17 protein-coding genes are annotated in these 17,177 nt (G+C 33.3%); 13 read left to right on the top strand and 4 right to left on the bottom strand.

The features are described 5' to 3' along the window. Positions 1-300 precede the first annotated feature (300 nt). From WQ54_RS28820 to WQ54_RS28810, 3 genes are all read left to right on the top strand, one after another. Entirely contained in the window at positions 301-492 is a 192-nt protein-coding gene (locus WQ54_RS28820; protein ID WP_046589866.1) for a hypothetical protein, read from the top strand. 307 nt (positions 493-799) lie between these two features. Next, positions 800-1,504 carry an aspartate/glutamate racemase family protein gene (locus tag WQ54_RS28815; protein ID WP_046589864.1) on the top strand — a complete coding sequence of 235 codons (705 nt, stop codon included), beginning with the start codon at positions 800-802 and terminating at the stop codon, positions 1,502-1,504. Positions 1,505-1,546: 42 nt separating this feature from the next. Beyond that, positions 1,547-2,422, top strand: coding sequence for a LysR family transcriptional regulator (locus WQ54_RS28810; RefSeq protein ID WP_046589862.1), 876 nt, complete (start codon positions 1,547-1,549; stop codon positions 2,420-2,422). 448 nt (positions 2,423-2,870) lie between these two features. On the opposite strand, the gene WQ54_RS28805 is transcribed toward WQ54_RS28810, so the two are convergent. Then, positions 2,871-4,286: a LysM peptidoglycan-binding domain-containing protein gene (locus WQ54_RS28805; protein ID WP_046589860.1), complete on the bottom strand. Its 1,416-nt coding sequence runs from the start codon at positions 4,284-4,286 to the stop codon at positions 2,871-2,873. A gap of 394 nt (positions 4,287-4,680) precedes the next feature. Here WQ54_RS28805 and WQ54_RS34450 point away from each other — a divergent pair, with 394 nt between their 5' ends. The 9 genes from WQ54_RS34450 (at position 4,681) to WQ54_RS28765 (ending at position 12,779) form a co-directional block, all read left to right on the top strand. Next, positions 4,681-4,830, top strand: a complete 150-nt coding sequence (locus tag WQ54_RS34450; protein ID WP_197089691.1) for a hypothetical protein — start codon at positions 4,681-4,683, stop codon at positions 4,828-4,830. A 1,296-nt stretch (positions 4,831-6,126) separates the two neighbouring features. Then, positions 6,127-6,750, top strand: a complete 624-nt coding sequence (locus tag WQ54_RS28800; protein ID WP_084822373.1) for a bifunctional 2-polyprenyl-6-hydroxyphenol methylase/3-demethylubiquinol 3-O-methyltransferase UbiG — start codon at positions 6,127-6,129, stop codon at positions 6,748-6,750. Positions 6,751-7,078: 328 nt separating this feature from the next. After that, on the top strand, positions 7,079-8,026 hold the full coding sequence (locus tag WQ54_RS28795; protein ID WP_046589857.1) for a glycoside hydrolase family 43 protein: 948 nt from the start codon (positions 7,079-7,081) through the stop codon (positions 8,024-8,026). A 252-nt stretch (positions 8,027-8,278) separates the two neighbouring features. After that, positions 8,279-8,551 (top strand): HU family DNA-binding protein, encoded by a 273-nt coding sequence (locus tag WQ54_RS28790; protein ID WP_046589855.1) that lies wholly within the window; start codon positions 8,279-8,281, stop codon positions 8,549-8,551. Positions 8,552-9,002: 451 nt separating this feature from the next. After that, a complete protein-coding gene (locus tag WQ54_RS28785) occupies positions 9,003-10,151 on the top strand; it encodes a mandelate racemase/muconate lactonizing enzyme family protein (protein ID WP_046589853.1) in 1,149 nt (382 codons plus the stop codon). Between the two features lie 165 nt (positions 10,152-10,316). Then, positions 10,317-11,150, top strand: coding sequence for an aminoglycoside adenylyltransferase domain-containing protein (locus WQ54_RS28780; protein WP_046589851.1), 834 nt, complete (start codon positions 10,317-10,319; stop codon positions 11,148-11,150). Positions 11,151-11,384: 234 nt separating this feature from the next. Beyond that, a complete protein-coding gene (locus WQ54_RS28775) occupies positions 11,385-11,552 on the top strand; it encodes a hypothetical protein (RefSeq protein WP_156178228.1) in 168 nt (55 codons plus the stop codon). Between the two features lie 28 nt (positions 11,553-11,580). Beyond that, a complete protein-coding gene (locus WQ54_RS28770; RefSeq protein ID WP_046589847.1) occupies positions 11,581-12,114 on the top strand; it encodes a hypothetical protein in 534 nt (177 codons plus the stop codon). 476 nt (positions 12,115-12,590) lie between these two features. Then, positions 12,591-12,779 carry a hypothetical protein gene (locus tag WQ54_RS28765; protein WP_046589845.1) on the top strand — a complete coding sequence of 63 codons (189 nt, stop codon included), beginning with the start codon at positions 12,591-12,593 and terminating at the stop codon, positions 12,777-12,779. Positions 12,780-12,942: 163 nt separating this feature from the next. Here the strand turns inward: WQ54_RS28765 and WQ54_RS28760 are convergent, their stop codons facing one another. Beyond that, positions 12,943-13,500, bottom strand: coding sequence for a helix-turn-helix domain-containing protein (locus tag WQ54_RS28760; protein ID WP_046589843.1), 558 nt, complete (start codon positions 13,498-13,500; stop codon positions 12,943-12,945). Between the two features lie 661 nt (positions 13,501-14,161). Here WQ54_RS28760 and WQ54_RS28750 point away from each other — a divergent pair. Further along, complete coding sequence (locus WQ54_RS28750; protein WP_046589839.1) at positions 14,162-14,446, top strand: hypothetical protein; 285 nt, start codon at positions 14,162-14,164, stop codon at positions 14,444-14,446. A gap of 128 nt (positions 14,447-14,574) precedes the next feature. Here the strand turns inward: WQ54_RS28750 and WQ54_RS28745 are convergent, their stop codons facing one another. Both WQ54_RS28745 and WQ54_RS28740 read right to left on the bottom strand, forming a co-directional pair. Then, positions 14,575-14,892, bottom strand: coding sequence for an antibiotic biosynthesis monooxygenase (locus tag WQ54_RS28745; protein ID WP_046589837.1), 318 nt, complete (start codon positions 14,890-14,892; stop codon positions 14,575-14,577). A 311-nt stretch (positions 14,893-15,203) separates the two neighbouring features. After that, a complete protein-coding gene (locus WQ54_RS28740; RefSeq protein ID WP_046589835.1) occupies positions 15,204-16,541 on the bottom strand; it encodes a YjiH family protein in 1,338 nt (445 codons plus the stop codon). Between the last annotated feature and the right edge of the window lie 636 nt (positions 16,542-17,177).

Below are 17,177 nucleotides of genomic sequence, written 5' to 3'. Positions count from 1 at the left end.
GCTTGCTGTTGGCTGGCTGATTACAATCGCTTTTAAACTGTTTAGTGAATAGGTTTCATAGCCCTAAAAAAGGAATATGATAGATGAGAATATATTGGAGAAGAAAAGAAATGTTTTCATCGAAGCAAGTCATAAAAGATCCTAGAGATAACAAACAAAGAATCAAGTAAATGAGGAACGTTATGAATCTGTTATTACATACTTGTTCCCTTCAGCCAGATGATATGAAACAGCTAATTCATTTCGAATTTAGTTCGTTCTTAAAGATTCTTTAATCTAAATTTCCAGGGAGGAATTGATGTGTGGATTTTAACCCTTTTTTTACAAGACAGCATCAAAATGTTTGAGTATGATGATAAGGATGAGGCAAGAGTAGAGTTTGAAAAAGCAGATGATTGCAAGATTCTCTCAGAGATCATCCATTATAGAGACTTTGAAAAAAGAGGAAAGTTAAAAACAAGCGAAGTCAGAAATCCTCCTTGGAAATGGTAATAAGATAGAGTATATGAGTCATTCAATGCTGAAAGCAGTTATAAGGCTTTATACGAAAATGTCATTGACGATAAAGGAAAGATCTTCTGAATTGAAGGTCTTTTATCTTTTTATAGGCTGTTGTGTTATAAATTTGCTTTTAAAATAGAAAGTTGGTTATCCGCTTTATTCATTAGAAGGTAATCAATTTATTGTTTCTATTAGTGAATAGAATATTTCTATCATTCATCACTTAGATTAAAAATTATAATGAAGATAAGTATTTTAAAAACTTTTTTTAAAAATTTAACTATAAGTGGTGAATAAAATGCAAAAAGTAGTTGGGATTATTGGCGGAATGGGACCATTAGCAACTGTTGATTTAATGAATAAAATAATATCTAATACCCCTGCAAAGAAAGACCAGGATCATATCCATATTATCGTGGACAATTTTTCACAAATACCTGATCGAACGACAGCTATTTTAGGAAAAGGGTCAGATCCTGCTCCTTTTATTATACAATCAGCTCAAAGACTAGAAAGTGCTGGTGCGGATTTCCTTGTAATGGCATGTAATACTGCTCACTTTTACTATAAATCAATAAAAAAGTCTGTTAGTATTCCGATTCTGCATATGCCGTTAGAAACAGCCCGCTTTTTACACGAAAATAATATTAGAAATGCAGGTTTGTTAGCTACTGATGGGACAATCAATACAAAGCTGTATCAATCTAGTTGCCAAATCTTTCATATTCATGTCATAGAGCCTGATATGCAAATGCAAAAAGAAGTGATGGAAGGAATATATGCAATTAAAGAAAGTGATTTAGATAAAGGACGTTTATTCCTTTCAACTGTGGCAAATAAATTAATAAAAAGAGGGGCAGAAGCTATAATAGCAGGTTGTACAGAGATTCCACTTGTACTTAACTCATCACAAGATATTTGTATCATTGATCCAACAGAAATTTTAGCCAAATCGGTCATTAAAGCTGCTGCGGGTCATAATCATCAGAAGCAATTAGGTTAATTAGATAAACACAATGGTGAACTGAAATAAGGAGCAGTAAATATGAATATTGAAAATATAGAAGCCTTCATTTATGTTTGTCAGCTAGGTAGTTTCAATAAAGCAGCAGAGGCTCTTTATTTAACTCAGCCTTCTGTAACAGCACGAATTCAATCCCTTGAACGTGAGATTAATTTAAAGCTTTTTCATCGAAACGGAAAGAACATTTCTTTAACTGAAAAGGGAGAATATTTTTATCCGCACGCACAAAAAATTCTTCAATCTTATCAGGAAGCAAAGGTTGGATTACAACAAGTAACTGTTCCTTTTGAGCTAGTGTTAGGGAGTGCTTTGTCCATTTCCAACAACATTCTCCCTGAGATTTTACCAGCTTTTAAAGCTAAGTTTAAGGATGTTAGAATCAAAATGATAACAGGTCATTCTAAAGATATTCTACATAAAGTCATTAACAAAGAGGTTGACTTTGGTATTATACGAACAGAAAACCACCCTCAAGTAGAATCAATTCATCTATACAATGATCCTATTAGCCTTGTTGTACCTTCAAAGCATGCTTTTTTAAAAGAAGAAAAAATAACAGTAGAGGATGTAAGTAAACAGCCTCTCATCTTTTTTGATTATGGATCTATCGATTGGCTTATCGTACACCGTCTCTTTCAAAGTAATGGTATAAATCCGAATATCTATGTAGAAGTCGATAATATGGAAACAGCCAAAAATTTAGTATTACAAGGTCTGGGCATTAGTTTTTTACCTGAGCATTGTGTAAGAAAAGAAATAGAAAATAAAAAGTTATTTAGAGTAGAAATGACTCCTCCTGTGAAATCGAATATTAGTATTGACTTTATTTATTTAAAAGGAAAACCTAAATCTGTTTTTATGGATTTTTTTAAAAACAAAATCTTTGAAAAACAATAAACGAATCTGTATCAATCATTGTTGGAAAATCCAGTAAAGATACCGAAATAATTCTTATATCAAAAGTAAGATTGAGAAATATTTACTTCATCTAAACCAGCTAATAGTTTGTAAATCATTTTTCAATGAAAATCAAACTTAATTTATGATAGTGAATGTTGGGCTTAAAATTCGTTAACGTACAACCTCATTTTACTACTAGGGAGGATGCTTAAGGAGGCATAGCCTTTTTCTTGTTCCGATAACGTGTAAGGAGTAGGACTCTCAAAGGTTTATTTAATAAAAAGGAGATATTGTAAATAATCATTTTAAGCTATACATGGTAATAAAAAGAGTTTAATAGGGAAAATGCTGGGGATTTACAAAAAAACAGTGCTGGAAGCTCGGTGCATACCACCATTTATCCATCACTGTATAATCACTTTTTTCTTATTTTTATGTCAACCTATCATTGATTTATTTTTCTTATATTAAAATTTTCATTTAGTAATACCCAGTTCGATGGGTATGGATATCCTAGTGCCCAATAGCTGATTCCACGGAGATTAAATTCTTTGGCCAGGTCGAATTTTGCTTGAGCGCTCCGTGCGTCCTCAAACCAAACTTCGTGACTACGGCCTTGTTCATCAACGTATCGGAAAAATGGTGATTGTGTAACGTTATCATATTGAATAGAGGCACCGTAATTTACAGCACGAGCGACCGCTTCCTGGGTACTAAAAGTTTCAGCCTCTTGACCTTGAACATGAGGCAAAAGCCAATCTCTTGCATAAATTTGAAAACCTAAAAAGATCTTTTCTGTCGGCATGACAGATCGTGCATACTCTACGACTCGCCTCATTTGATTAATCGGTGAGATCGCTTGCGGCGGTCCAAGCCGGTAACCCCATTCATAGGTCATGAGGACGACAAAGTCTGCAATTCTTCCATGAGCCTCATAATCATGCGCTTCATATAATAGACCTGCCTGCGTCGCACTCACTTTTGGAGCAACTGCAGTAGAAACAAAATATCCTCTTGGATGCAGCCGGTCAACAGTAAGCTGGAGGAACTGATTGTAATTCTCCCGATCAGCAGGCAATACATTTTCATAATCGATATTTACTCCCCGATATCCTTTTTGCTCCATAATCCGAAGCATATTAGTGATTACTCTATCACGTAATTCCGGGGTAGCCAAAATAGTATGGGCTAAATTCGAACCTGCTGCAGTTGATGTGAAGTTTGTGATCGACATCATTGGAACCACATTTTCAGCTCTTGCAGCAGCAATCATTAATTCGTCACTCACCGGTTGCAATTCCCCATTTTCGTTAATGAGGTAAGCAAAAGGACTATGATACGTAAGAAAATCACCAAGTTCCCGAATGGTTTGGGCTCCTGATGCATCTGATTGATACGAATATGCATTTACTTCTATGTTTGGCTTACGATGAGGAATTCTTAACTGTAAACCAGGATAAATCAGGTTTGGATCTTGAATATTATTTTCACGAATGATGCTCTGTATCGTTACTCCATATCGATTCGCAATAAGCCATAGTGTTTCTCCAGGCTGGGTGATGTGGATTCTTGGCGGAATGATTAGTTTCATCCCTGGATTTAATACATTCGGATCCGTTAATTGGTTCACCTGTACAATTGAATTGATTGACACACCATAATGCTGGGAAATCAACCATAACGTTTCACCGCTTCTAATGATATGTGTTGTGCTAGGCACTGGAATGACTAATGATTGACCAATTACCAACCGATTCGGATTTTCCAGTCCATTTGCTTGAATGATGCCATTCATACTCACGTTGTAACGATTGGCAATTTGCCAAAGAGTTTCTCCGCTGCGAACAACATGTATGAACAAATAAATCTCCCCCAATCATAACTTCAATATTGCACTATATGTTGGGAAGTACCGTATTGATGTCATTCTTAGGTTAATTATTTGAACGATAATAAGTTCATTTGTATTCGTTTTTCATAAAGAGAATTTTTCAATTGGCACTCATAAAACGTGATACTTTAAAGAGAAAGTGAGTGGCGAGTAAGGAATATATTAAAAAACAATAAGTCCATGTTTTTTTAATTTAAGAGGTATTTAATGATTTGTAAACACCAGTAAACCTTGGTTCTTCCAATCATGATGATTTCTTAGTACAAATCATGCAATTGGGTATATTTGTTTAGATTTTATCCAATCAGAAACATACTTAATGATAAAGTGGAAAAAGATAATGGTATTAATATAAGGAGGTTACATGATGAAAGATAACGATGATCAAATTAACGAGGGGTTAAAACAAATACTTGAAATCATCAATGCAAAAGGGGATACAGGGGAATTAAATAAAATAGTGGAAAGGACCAGCAATGATTTTAATCAGGACAAGGGTGATGCTACAACTTAATACAATGGTGATTTGTGCAATTCTTCAATTAAGAGTCGCTTTTTTTTATTCCATTATTGGGAGGGTGATTGTTAGTTGAAGAAGTTGTGAAAAAAGAAGGATAAGGGTGGTAAAGAAGAGAACAAACTGATAAAAACAGTCAGCTCTCTACTTTGGCTGTAAGTACCGTATCTTATAAAAGAAATTAGAGGGTCCTTTCAGTACAAATTATAACAACACCCGTAATTATTAAAAGCAAAAATCATCCATTAGGGGTAATTTTCTTTTCCGTACTAACCTTAACTCTGTGTTCCGATAAATCATTATATTAGGTAACAGTTTTATATAATTTATTATACAATTTTCCAAGTTCTTGAATAGCTAAATCCAATTATAGGGGCTTTGAATATCGGTAATACAATTATTACAATACCCCAATTCATGCTCAAATTTATACCACTTATTACAGCTTAAACATCGCTTGTGTAATACATTATTTATTACGAGATCATACCCATAATAGGTTATCTTTTTCTCAATTCTCATAAGAATCCCTCCATATGGTGTAATCTAGGTACCATATGTAAAAAAGCGGAAATTTGTGATTGAATTCTTGAGAAGCTGCATAAAACTACTTTTTAGCTGCTTCCAAGCTTGTTAGAAGCCAAAATCGTCGGCAAGTCAATGATATTAAAGTCATTGATAAGCATTAAAAAGGACAAGAGTCTAACCACTGATACATAAAGATGTGGCTATTTTACTTACTGATGATGCATATAGTCTTTTTTATTCCCTAGAAAAATTCTCATTACTTTTCTGTTTTTCTCTTTTTTATCTCTTTTTTTATAGCAGGTATTACTTTATCATTTACTGCTTCCTTTACTTTAGGATCTTTTAGTATTTTTTTAAATTTATTTACAACCATAAGTCGAGCCTCCATTTTTATATGATATTATTCTCTTTTACCTTTTTTATAAATAATTAAACATTCTTATACAGCTATAGGAGTTCAAAGTTGGAGATTTAATACGGACTATTTAGTTTTGTGTATTGATTTGTCCATAGGTTAGCTATTTCTTTTATCAGAAGGGTAGAAAATAAGGAAATGTTTTTCGACAAACGGTGCAGCTTTGCACTTCAAGCATAATAATGAAAATATGAGAATACATTCCGTAAATTGTTAAGGCATTACTATTTACAAAAAGATAGATGCTTATTATAGTTATTAAAGAGTTGTTATATCTATAATTAACATTTTATAATGTCTAGCAACATAGTGTCCCATTTAAAATAGCACATAAAGGAGATAGAGATATAATGGAATTCTGGGAATCAAGTTTTATAGAAAAACAAACAATGTGGGGATTTGAACCTACGGAATCCGCAATATTAGCGAAGGACTTTTTTCTTGAAAGGAATGTTAAGGATATACTGGTACCAGGTATTGGATATGGGAGAAATGCGAAGGTTTTCATTGAAAATGGAATAAATGTTACAGGAATTGAGATTTCACAAACAGCGATTGATTTGGCGAGGAAAAATGGGCTTGATAGCAGTATTTTTCATGGTTCAGTAACTGACATGCCTTTTGATAACAATCTCTATGATAGTATATTTTCCCATGCCCTTATCCACTTATTGAACAAGAATGAGAGAGAGAAGTTTATTAAAGATTGCTATAATCAATTAAAGCCAAATGGATATATGATTTTTACAACTGTTTCAAAAAAAGCACCAATGTTTGGTCAGGGTAAACAATTGAATAAAGACTATTTTGAGATAATGGATGGCGTAAAAATGTTTTTTTATGATACGGACTCCATAAAACAAGATTTTGGAAAATATGGACTTGTTGAGTATTCAGAAATTGACGAGCCAAGTAAGAACATGAAAAATAAACCTCCAATAAAATTTATAATGATAAAATGTAAGAAAGGATAATAATGATAATCATGCGAAAAAAGTAAAAAATGAAATGTTAAGAGATAGGATAGGGATATGTTAACGGCTGCTTTTCTAAATAATAGGCAGTTTTTTAGTATGTAACATTCGTGGCAGCAGTCTTGTTCTAAAAGAACATGAAAATCTGAAGAGAATCACTTTAACTAAAGGATGTTTACATTAAAAGGAATGGCTGCTAAAATGCAGCCATTTTCTTATTCGGCTAATTGGCAGCATGAGTTGAACTAGAAGGAATTCTTCTTTATGTGAAGAATATATAATGGTTTGGATTTCATAGTGTGTATTCTAGAGCGATAGGAGAATTGTTATGCAGGCTTACTTATTTGTACACTTTAAGGAAAAGAGAACACCGGATGGCGAACAGGTTTACTTTGGAGTTAGTAAAGATGGCTTCATGTGGGAAGAAGTTAATGATGGAAATCCTGTATTATGGAGTTACTATGGTGATAAGGGCGTTAGAGATTTTACGATTACTAGGACCAAAGAAGGCAAATTTGTTATTTTAGCAACAGACCTAAGTTTGTCATACGGGATGTTGAATCAATATCAACATTCATGGGATGAAATCAGCAGAAACGGAAGCAAATGTCTGGTTCTTTGGGAGTCTGATGATTTGATTCACTGGTCAGAACAGAGAATGATCAAATTTGGAGATGACGATTTCGGCTGTTTGTGGGCACCGGATGTTATTTATGATAAGAGGAATGATGATTATGTTATTCACTGGTCATCATCCCATAGCACCAATAACTTTGGGGAAAAGGGAATTTATTTTTCCCGAACAAAAGATTTTGTGAATTTTACAAAGGCGCAAGTTTTATATCAGAAAGAAGACAGCGGAGTCATTGATTCTGCCATGTATGAGGAAGATGGAAAGTATTATTTATTCTTAAAGAGTGAAAAGAATCCTGCAAGAATTATTCTCATGGAGTCAGAGAATATAACTGGACCATTTAAGAAGGTTGAAGGCTTTGATAGAAGCATGGATTCCCTGGAGGAAGGACAATATGAAGCTCCGACAGCATTTAAATTGGCAGATGGCAGATGGTGCTTATTCCTGGATTTTTATGGAGTTTCCGCAGAAGAACAAGGTTATGTTCCCTTCATAGCAGCCCATTTGTCAGAAGGTACTTTCATTCGTTCTGACCAATCATTTAAGTTCCCATATGGCTATAAACATGGTACCATTTTGCAAATTACCATGGAAGAATATGAAAGATTAAAATCTTATAAAAAGAAGCCATCGGAGTATTAGGAGAATAAAAGATTATACAAGATTAAAAAGCTGTTGATTAGTTTATCAACAGCTTTTTGATTACGTTTTATTCTCAGAATTCAAATGCGTTTTGATGATAAAATGGGAAAATTAAAACGGTTTAAAGTCCATATATTTCGTCTGAATAAAATTTCTGTATTTATTTGCATTTCGAAAAGGGTTTTTGCTCTGTTTTATCTAATTTTATAATTTAGAATTTTCTAAAAAAATAAAACGAAGAGGTGATTGAATATGAATAAAACCGAATTAGTGATTGCTGTAGTTGCACGAACAGAATTAACAAAGAAAGATGCCGCAAAAGCGGTTGATACGCTGTTTGAAATAATCTCTCAAACTCTTTCAAAAGAAGAGAAGATCCAGTTGATTGGATTTGGAACATTTGAAGTACGTGATCGTGCAGCCCGAACAGGGCGTAACCCGCAAACAGGTGAAGAAATTCAAATTTCTGCTTCTAAAGTTCCAGCTTTTAAACCAGGCAAGGAATTAAAAGAAGCTGTTAAGTAATGTAGTATTGATTTACAGAAGTGGCCTCTACTTGACGGATATTAATTGACCAAATACTAAAGCCAAGACATAGGAGCTTGACTTTTTGAACAACATTGCTCCATGTGGAGTGGAGCAATAAATTTTTTAAGCACTATAGAATTGTTATACAAAACCTTTCAATAAATTCTGTAAGTCTTTTAAATTAATGATTAAAGAATAGCCGGTATTCCTTACTATTGTACAGTAATATCGGCATTTTTTATACTTTGTTCACTAACAATAAAATTCTTTTTATGGCCGTATATAGCTATGATATCAGCTGAAATGATAACTATTCCGATGGCTGATAATGGAATGGTTTCAGTAAAGGCAGTTAGTGCATTCTTATTATTCCAAATGCAAATTATTAAAGATAGATCTTATACATAGTAATAGTTTGCTATTTTACAAGATAAAAGGAGTTGATTATATGGATTTGTTAACGATTATTGATAAAGAAATTGAAAGACTGGAATGGTGCAAGCTACCCGGTAAAAGGATTCGGTCTGCTGGATCTAATGCACGTCTTGGTGTACATGGAGATAGTGTTTACTTGGATCTTGTCCGGATAACAATTGGAGGACAGGAGGGCTTCGGGTGGTCTCGGATTAGAGAACAAAGGGCTCAAGAACTTTTAGGTAAAACAGTTGGTGAGTTATTTAATACTAATGGAGAGGTAAGGCCAGCTTATTATGATATTGAGTTTCCGCTTTTAGATTGGTTAGGCAAGAAACAGAAAAAGCCTGTTTATAAGTTATTTTTAGGTGATATTGATAATAAAATAAGTGTCCCATGCTATGATACGTCTCTTTATTTTGATGACCTTCATATTGAAAATGATGTTGATGCGGTAGAACTTATCCAATCGGAGGCATTGGCAGGAAAGGCGATGGGCCATCGTGCCTTTAAAATTAAAGTGGGACGGGGAGCAATGCACATGCCACTTGATAAAGGTACAGAACGAGATATTGCAATTATCAATGGCGTTCGTGAGGCGGTAGGGCCAGAGGCCAAAATTATGATTGATGCTAATAATGGTTACAACTTAAATCTTACAAAGCATGTTTTGAAGGCCACTGCTGAATCGAACCTAACTTGGATCGAAGAGCCCTTTCACGAAGATCCGCCTCTTTTTGAAAATTTAAAGAATTGGATTCAAAAAGAACGTTTGAATGTTATGGTTACTGATGGTGAAGGAAACTCTGCACCACAAATCGTAGATTGGGCAAAGCTGGGATATTTAGATGCTATACAGTATGACATCCTTCATTATGGTTTTCATAAGTGGAAACATTTAGGTCAAGAACTAGATAAAGAAAATGTACACTCTGCACCACACAATTATGGGTGTGTATACGGCAATTATGTATCGGGTCATTTAGCTCCACTTATTAAAGGCTTTTTATTTATAGAGTGGGATGAAGTAAATGTTGAAGGAATAGATGGATCTGATTACAACATAAAGGAAGGACATGTGGAAGTTCCAGATAAACCAGGGTTCGGTATTGATTTAGATCATGTTTTTTTCTCTAATATGGTAGAAAAAGAAGGTTGGACGGTTCATTTTGTAAAAAACTAGAAAGATCATTTATTCTCTAAACAGATTAAATGATTTTCAATTCCTTATTTTACATGAAACACAGACCTGGAGAATTTTTAGATCTTTAGTCAGTTTAGCCGGCTTTGTTGTGTTAACAAGGCATCGATCCTAACTAATGATTTACAAAGGGAGGTTTTAACTTTAATGGGGAAAAAGCTTCCAACTATTGTTGATAGTCTTCTAAAAAATTATATCAAACAACTAGATAAGGTATTACCAGGCAGGGTTGAAGGTATTTATCTTTATGGATCTGTTGCTCTAAATGCATTTGATGACTCAAGTGATATAGATTATATCACAGTGGTTAATCATTATTTAACTAAAGAAGAAGTTCATTCACTTTCTCTCATTCATCGAGAAATAGAAAAGAACTATCCAAAACCAATGATGCAGGGCGGATATCTTCTATGGAGTGATATTGGAAAAAAAGAAGAAGAAATCACACCCTATCCCTACTATACTGATGGTGTGATGTATAGTTCAGGGTTTTCAAGTCATAATCCGGTTACTTGGTGGACTTTGAAAAATTATGGCGTTAGAATACTGGGTCCTTCCATTAATGAGCTCAACGTTAAGGTTAGCGAAAGAGAACTTATTGAATATGTACATCAAAATATGAATGCTTACTGGAAAAATCGTATTACAAATATTGAACATCTAATTGATACAAATGAGCATCTTGATAAATTCACTGAAACAGAAATAGACTGGGAAATTGAATGGTCTGTTTTGGGAGTATTACGTCAATTTTATACGATTTCAGAACTTGACATTACTTCAAAAATAGGTGCGGGAATATATGCTTTGGACGTAATACCAAAACAATGGCATCGAATTATTCATGAAGCACTTAGTATCCGTAAAGGTCTTGAGGACCGCTATTATGGATCTAACCAGGAGCGAATCACTGAAGCCATAGCGTTTATAAAATACCTAATAAACCATAGTAATCATATTGTCAATAGTTCTCGAATTTAAATTTTTTGCAAAGTATAGACACTCTCTTAAAAACATAAAAAAGCAAAAGAACAGATTAGAAAGTAGCATACAAATGAACTGTTAAAGGCAAACTCCAAAGTTCCACATTGGATGTTTGCCTTTTATTGTTTATTTTATTTTCCTATTTTGAAAAGAGATTTATTGTTTGACACTCTTGAACAATTAGGTTTGATGAGCCGTTTGAACAAGACATTCCTAAGAAGTTTAAACCAGATGAATGGTAAAGAGAATAAAATAGATATCCTTATTAAGCTATTAACGGGTATTTTCCTTAGTGATTTGGCTGCTAAACATGCAGTCTTTTTTTATTGGACAAAAAAGAGCAGGTTGATGGAAGAAGGATTAATACATTGGGATGTAGAAAATGTAAAGTATTGGTAAAGTTTTATCCGTAGGGGGTTTTTTATTTATGAGTTTAAAGGTTGAAATGAATAAAAAGAAGTTAGTTGTTATTCTTGTAACTCTAGCTTTATTTCTTTTAATGGCTTGTGAAATAAATGCTACTCAAACAGAAGACATGATGAAACATTTCTCTTCCAAGGAAAAAGCTGTACAATACTATATTAAAAATGAAAAGGTTGCAGGGAGTATTGATTTAATCACTACAACAAAAGGAGATAAGCTATTAGTAACCGAAAGAAGTAAAAATCTTTTATTTATTGGACAATTAATGAAGGATCGAAAAGGATATTATGTTAGTAAAATTACTGCAGATACATTGTTAAACACAGAGTCGGTTGGATGGGAACTAGATACAATGGATGATCATAAATACACTATTTATTTTACTAAGACTAATGATAATTCTGATTTTATTTTATTACCAAATGGTGAATTTTACTTTTCTATCGAAGAAGGACATACCATATGTAAAGAAGAAGTAAATATAAAAAATGCGATTCTGAAAGTTGAAAACGTAAAGAACATAGATTATGAAAAGTAGAAAAAACAGGAAACATTCGAACGTTCTATTCTTATTCGAAAGGAGATAAAAGCAGATAGAATAATGTTTCTAGATAAGTATTTTTATTTATACATCAGCCAAGCAAATTTGAGATATCGTAAAGAAAATGATGAAACAAGAAAAAGATGAAATTTAGAAAAGCATTTAGAAATTGCAGAACCTCACCAACGTTATTATGAAACCTTAAATCAATTTGTATCGAATAGTGTTCAACCAATTGAAGCAAAGAATATAGAAGAAAATATCCTTGATCATTTACCTTCATCTTCTTTAATCAGGGATTCTGTAGAGTTACTTGATAACATGACTGATTGGTTAAAGAATAACAAAGCATCAGAGAGGAAAACTGTTACTCCACTTGACTATTAGGCAGAATATTTTTGAAAAAATTGTAAAAAAAGTAAAAATTAAATGTTATGATAAAGAATAAGATATATTATGGAGGTGGTGTTTTTGTGATTTGGTTATATTTATTGATACCTATCGTCATAATAGGTGGTATTGCTGTTTATCTTGAAAAAAGATCTGGAATGACTCCACCAGATGAAAATATACAAGCTGAAAAGCTAGGGGAAGTTTTAAATCAAAATGGCATTAATTCTAGTGGGATACACGATGGAACAAGTGGTACAGGACCAAATTAATAGTTAACTAACGGAATGCAGCCTTGGTAGCTTTTCTAATTGAGCTAACGGTGCAGGAGATTGAATAAGGAAATATAAAAAGACCTGTATCAAAAATACAGGCATTTTTTTATGAGTATGCGATAGTATCATTTGTTAAATTGTTAATGTTCTAATGGATGAATTAATAATCTAACTGGCGTAAATATAAAAGTAATTCACCTTTACTATTTTTTTTCATTTTATACATACGCATTTTGCTTTCAATTTTTTCGATTTTCTTTCGTTCATCCTGTTCATTTTCTTCATTCTCTTTTTGACTAAATAATTTCGCTAATTGATTAAATCCTTCTGCCAAAATATTCGCTGTACCATCAGATCCTAATTCTATTCCTAATGTTTCTGTTTCTGAAAGCTGAGATTGAGCCAATGTTTCTATTTCTGTTTTAAATTCTCCCCTAATGAAAATATAAAGCTCCTTATTATCAAACGCTACTAATAAATCGTCATAATTGTAAGCCTCAAAAGTTGCATTTTCTTTTTCTAATCTTAATAATTCGTTAAGTACCTCTCCTTCACTTTTTTGTACGGTTTTAGCAATCGCTTGAATCGTTTTAACTGAATAACTACTTACCTTTTTCTTGTTTACACTTGCAAGCGTTTGTTGACTTATCCCTGTTTCCTTAAATACATCGTATCGTTTCTTCCCATTTCTCTGCAAATAAATATCTAAAATACTCATGGTCATAACCTGCCTTATTTATTAGTAAATTATTTTTTACTAAACTTTATTTTAGTATATGTGTAAAAATTGTAAATGATCATTTGCAATTAATTTTTATTTCTTATTACATCTTGGGTTTAGATTAATTAGTTTGTGAAACATTTGACTAAGACGGTCGAGCAGATAAAGTCTATAAAAAATATGGCATAATCGATTAAAGGATAATGTGTCATCTTGTTGAATTAGTTAATTAATATTGACAAAGCAGGTGAGAAAGTGAAAGGTGTTTTTGCTTGGATATTTAGAAGAGGTGAGAAAAATTTAAGTAGTTTATTAGCGTTAGGGATATTACTCATCGTAATGAACCTACTGCCAAGTCCCTTATTTAGAAATCTATCTTTATCTTTTATTGTGTATTTTGCTGGGTTCTTTTTTATTTTCTATCTATTAGATCGTTTTTTGAAGTTCCTGCTAGGGAAGCACAATCCAGAGATTGGCTTTGGTCTCACATTAGTTATCTGCTTTATAGTAGCGACAATAAATACAATAATAAGCATGAATATCGAATAAAAAATTCCTGGCTAATTACAAGAATTTAAGGCGGAGTATTGTTGAAGATGTAGCTGTATTTTATTGACAGAAATATTAATAAAAGAGTTTTATTAGGAGGCAGTATGGATTGTACATAACAATTGTTATTCTTGCTTCAGTGTTCATGATCATTTCGTTGATTCGAAATCACTCAAACAGGAATTGGAAACAAATATACTCGACACATGGTAATGAGGAATACTTTAAGATAGTTGCAAAATTAAAGGAGGAAGGAATTACGTATAAAGTTGAAACTTCCTTTAGAGGATTCAATAGCCGTAATGAACGATTTAAAGACGATTCACAATACAATATATTTGTAAAAAAAGATGAAGAACATAAAGCAGTTAGGGTATTACATAAAACTAGCTAACGATACAAATAAAAACGGTAAAAATAGCTTGGCAATCGACAGCCAAGCTATTTTTTAACTAATCATACAGGTATAATTCAGTAAAAGAGATTCGGGGTATAGATTGAGTTATATTTTTTTTAATACTTCTATAAAGGTTTGAAATTAGGGAAAGGTACTTGAGCCTCAGCAAGTGATGAAAGATTAGTTAGTTCAGCAACAGAACTGATTTTTTTCCAAACGTCCATTACTTTAGCTGATTGATGTGCTTTTTCTTTAGCCTCATTGGACTTCCACTCGGCGATTTCAATAATTGTCCCATCTTCCGCTTGCAGAGTTAATAACTCACGGATTGTAATTAATCCTTCTTCTCGTAACGTTGATATATGTACTTTAAGAATCTCTTTTAACTCATTTTCTTTCCCTTTTTTTGGGCGATAAAGGGCCATAAAAACCGATGATGCCATTAATCCACCTCCCATAATATTCAATTACTATGATAACATTTTATAACTACTTCACAAACCTTACATGAACGTAATTGGATAAAACGGTGGACTCATTTTGGCCTCCCTTGCTGGTAGGCTTGGCGGAATAATGGTCAATTGGAGAGTGATTTGATTGCGGTATTCGTTTGGGTTCTTTCAGTATTAGTTGCTAATTATATGCATCAAAGATCGATAAGAGGACCTTTTGAAACCTTCTTAAGAAAGGAATCACAATTCATAACGGAGTAAAAGCTGAAGATCTATCTGGTTATCTTCAGCTTTTCTTTATTTTAAAATAGTAATAATGCGATAGGAGCTGTAATAATTAACGTGAGGAGCGTCCGTTCAAACCAGATAACGACCAACTTCGTAATACTGATAGGGATTTCGGTTGATAGAATACAAGGGATTGTCGCTGAAAAGAACAATATGGATGATACTGCTACCACAGCTATAATGAACTTAGTTACGAGAGATGCTTTAACTACGAGAAGCGCCGGCAGGAACATTTCTGCAATTCCAATAGCTGAAGCCTTCGCAGCCAAAAATGGTTCAGGGATTTGTAATGCCCAGGTAAATGGGTAAAAAAGATAACCAAGTAAATTAAATACTGGGGTATACTCTGCTAATACAAGTCCGATAAGACCTACAGATAAAATGGATGGCAGAATGCTCATTGTCATAATGAAACCGTCCTTTAAGTTATCCCATAAATTCCTGCCAAGACTTACGGAATTGTTTGCTCCCACCATTGCACTGTTCCAGGCATTTTGGAAAAGCCCTTCTTTTATTACTTCTTCTGGATCCGCATGATCCAAATAATAATCGGCGCTCATTTTATTTAATGGCCAAATACGTACGGTAATGGCAGTAACAAGATACGTTATCCCTAAAGAAACCCAAAAGTAAAGGGACCACATGTCCATAAGATCGAGGGTTTGTGCTACAACGATCATGAATGTTGCTGATACGGTTGAAAAACCAGTTGCAATAATAGCTGCCTCTTTAAGGGTATATTTTCCCTCCTTATATAGTCGATTCGTAATAAGCATTCCAATAGAGTAGCTTCCCGCTAAATCAGCAACCATATCAACTGCTGAACGCCCCGGCGTTTTAAATATCGGTCTCATGATTGGCTGCATCAGGACGCCCAAAAATTCGAGCAGCCCATATCCAATAAGAAGCGCCAAAAATAAGGCACCAAGGGGTACAACCAAGCCTACAGATATGACGAGTTTATCGAAAAGGAACGGACCCATGCTTGGGGCCATCAACCATTCAGGTCCAATCTTGAAATAGATTAAGATCGCAACGACAGCGCCTAATACTTTTAATAATGAAAAAACGATGGATACCTTATCTTTGTCCCAGGTTTTTGAAACAAAAGGATAAACAGCTCCTAATAGAATGACAACAAGAGCATAAATAGGAACGGCAGAAGGGAAGTTTCCCTTAATCCATGTTACGATATGATCGATTGGAATGCTTGAAACATCATTTATTGTAATAGGAATAAAAAACATAAAACTTCCGATTAAACTATAGATAATAAACTTTAATATATTAGTAGTTGATTGAATTTGCGTCTTCTCATGTTTTGTATCTATTCCCACATTTGGTGATCCCATAGTTAATCCCCCTTTAAGTGCATGTATCCGCTTTCAATTTCCGTCAGACCTCCTCGTTAAGTTATGTTCATTGTAAACTAAAAACTTAAATTATCTATTTACGTTTTGGTGATTATTTTATAATTCGTTTACGAAAAAATCTCTATTGCTGTTTAATTTATAATTTATCTTAATTGAAGGGAAATTTAATTGCAGAATTTGTTGCGATTGGAGTGGAATTTTGTTTTGTTAATAAAAATGAAGAATGAGAGTATTAAGAATCCCAGTTTTTAATATAAGGATGATGAAATATTTTAACCGAATTAGAATGAAGAGACTAATAAACTAATTGATTAAGAAAAAAGGTACTTTGCTTAAATAAGGTAGCAAGGCAATTTTCTTATTTGGACTGTTATCAAAGATAACAGTCCTTTGAAGAGAAGATGGAATTAAACGGTTGGTTTCGAGATGTTATTGGGAATCACTTACAAAATACTGATATTCGTTTGAATAATAATTTATTGCATTTTTGCACAAAGACCTATAAAAAATACAGTCGAATTAGTATGTGAACTGCAATAAAAATACTGCAATAAACATTGATACATAAAACAATGCTAGGGCTATTCCATAATGAATTTTTTTGAAGAACAGCAT

The organism is Bacillus sp. SA1-12 (assembly GCF_000981385.1).
GTDB lineage: Bacteria > Bacillota > Bacilli > Bacillales > Bacillaceae > Metabacillus.
Note: the sequence above shows the minus strand (reverse complement) of the source record. Positions and strands in the feature narration are given on the sequence as shown.

Excerpts from the sequence above, each read along its gene's own strand:
- WQ54_RS34450 (WP_197089691.1), top strand. The coding sequence starts at position 4,681 with ATGATGAAAGATAACGATGATCAAATTAACGAGGGGTTAAAACAAATA.
- WQ54_RS28795 (WP_046589857.1), top strand. The coding sequence starts at position 7,079 with ATGCAGGCTTACTTATTTGTACACTTTAAGGAAAAGAGAACACCGGAT.
- WQ54_RS28815 (WP_046589864.1), top strand. The coding sequence starts at position 800 with ATGCAAAAAGTAGTTGGGATTATTGGCGGAATGGGACCATTAGCAACT.
- WQ54_RS28745 (WP_046589837.1), bottom strand. The coding sequence starts at position 14,892 with ATGGCATCATCGGTTTTTATGGCCCTTTATCGCCCAAAAAAAGGGAAA.
- WQ54_RS28775 (WP_156178228.1), top strand. The coding sequence starts at position 11,385 with ATGAATGGTAAAGAGAATAAAATAGATATCCTTATTAAGCTATTAACG.
- WQ54_RS28780 (WP_046589851.1), top strand. The coding sequence starts at position 10,317 with ATGGGGAAAAAGCTTCCAACTATTGTTGATAGTCTTCTAAAAAATTAT.
- WQ54_RS28790 (WP_046589855.1), top strand. The coding sequence starts at position 8,279 with ATGAATAAAACCGAATTAGTGATTGCTGTAGTTGCACGAACAGAATTA.
- WQ54_RS28810 (WP_046589862.1), top strand. The coding sequence starts at position 1,547 with ATGAATATTGAAAATATAGAAGCCTTCATTTATGTTTGTCAGCTAGGT.
- WQ54_RS28800 (WP_084822373.1), top strand. The coding sequence starts at position 6,127 with ATGGAATTCTGGGAATCAAGTTTTATAGAAAAACAAACAATGTGGGGA.
- WQ54_RS28740 (WP_046589835.1), bottom strand. The coding sequence starts at position 16,541 with ATGGGATCACCAAATGTGGGAATAGATACAAAACATGAGAAGACGCAA.
- WQ54_RS28785 (WP_046589853.1), top strand. The coding sequence starts at position 9,003 with ATGGATTTGTTAACGATTATTGATAAAGAAATTGAAAGACTGGAATGG.
- WQ54_RS28760 (WP_046589843.1), bottom strand. The coding sequence starts at position 13,500 with ATGAGTATTTTAGATATTTATTTGCAGAGAAATGGGAAGAAACGATAC.
- WQ54_RS28770 (WP_046589847.1), top strand. The coding sequence starts at position 11,581 with ATGAGTTTAAAGGTTGAAATGAATAAAAAGAAGTTAGTTGTTATTCTT.